Consider the following 1,305-nt stretch of genomic DNA (forward strand, 5'->3'; position numbering starts at 1 on the left):
CATCACCGGCCAGCTCGCGCCCACGCCGCAATGATGTGAGCGCGCAGCAGTCTCAGCGACAAGGCCCGCCTCCCGGCGGGCCTTTGTTTTGGTGTTGTCGGGAAACGGGTGGGATCGGACGTCTTCCAACCACACACTAAAGGCAGTCGAATTGATAAGGATTCTGTCATGTCCGCCGATACGCCCCGCCTGCCGGCCACCTTCAATCGCCTGGCCTGGTCCAATCTCGCCGCGCAATCGGCCGAACAGATCGCGCTTGCCGCTGCGCCCATCGTCGCGGTGCTGGTGCTCGGCGTCGGCGAAGGCCAGACCGGCCTGTTACAGACCGCGCTGACGCTGCCCTTCATCCTGTTTGCGATTCCCGCCGGCCTCCTGGCTGACCGCGTGTCGCGGCGCTGGGTGATGGCGGGCTCCGAGGCGCTGCGCGCCGCGGCATTGGCCGCGATCCTGCTGTTGCTGTGGCTCGGCGCGATGACCCTGCCGCTGCTGGCTTTGCTCGGCTTCATCGCGGTCTGCGGCACGGTCGCCTACAGCGTCGCTGCGCCGGCGCTGGTCCCGTCGTTGGTGACATCGCAGCAATTGCCGGCCGCGAATGCCCGCATCGAGCTGGCGCGCACCGTTGCTTTCGCCAGCGGCCCCGCGCTCGGCGGCGTGCTGGTCGGCTGGGTCGGCGCCGCGCCCGCATTCGGCTTTGCTGCGGCGTTATCGGCGATCGCGGTCGTGCTGCTCGCCGGCCTCTACGAACCGGCGCGCCAGCCCGCCCCGCGGCGTCATCCGATGCAGGACATCAAGGAAGGTGCGGCCTTCGTGATGCACCATGCCTTGCTGCGGCCGGTGTTCATCACCCAGTTCATCTTCAACACCGCGTCGTTCCTGCTGCTCGCTGTGTTCGTGCCCTATGCGGTGCGTCATCTCGGGCTCAGCGCGACCGGCGTCGGCACGACGCTTGCGATGTACGGTGTCGGCATGGTGGTCGGCGCGCTGTTCGCAACCCGGGTGATGAAGCGGCTGGCGTTCGGCACCGTGATCGGGCTCGGCCCGGTCACCGGCCTCGTCGCCTCGCTGGTGATGGCGCTGACCACCTGGATTGCGACGCCGCTGCTCGCGGGCCTCGGCTTCTTCCTGCTCGGCGTCGGCCCGATCCTGTGGGTGATCTCGACCACCACGCTCAGGCAATCGGTGACGCCGCCCTCGCTGCTCGGCCGCGTCTCGGCGATCAACATCATGAGCTACGGCGCCCGCCCGCTCGGCTCGGCGCTCGGCGCCGTCGTCGGTGGCCTCTACGGCGCCGAAACCTGCCTCTAC

Annotated in this window: 1 protein-coding gene; it reads left to right on the forward strand. The window is 68.7% G+C overall.

The genetic code is table 11. The features are described 5' to 3' along the window. Positions 1–168: 168 nt before the first annotated feature. A partial coding sequence (locus H8A95_RS43080) for an MFS transporter (RefSeq protein ID WP_229188456.1) occupies positions 169–1,305 on the forward strand: 1,137 nt, incomplete at its 3' end.

It is taken from the genome of Bradyrhizobium oropedii (assembly GCF_020889685.1).
In the GTDB taxonomy this organism is placed as follows: domain Bacteria; phylum Pseudomonadota; class Alphaproteobacteria; order Rhizobiales; family Xanthobacteraceae; genus Bradyrhizobium; species Bradyrhizobium oropedii.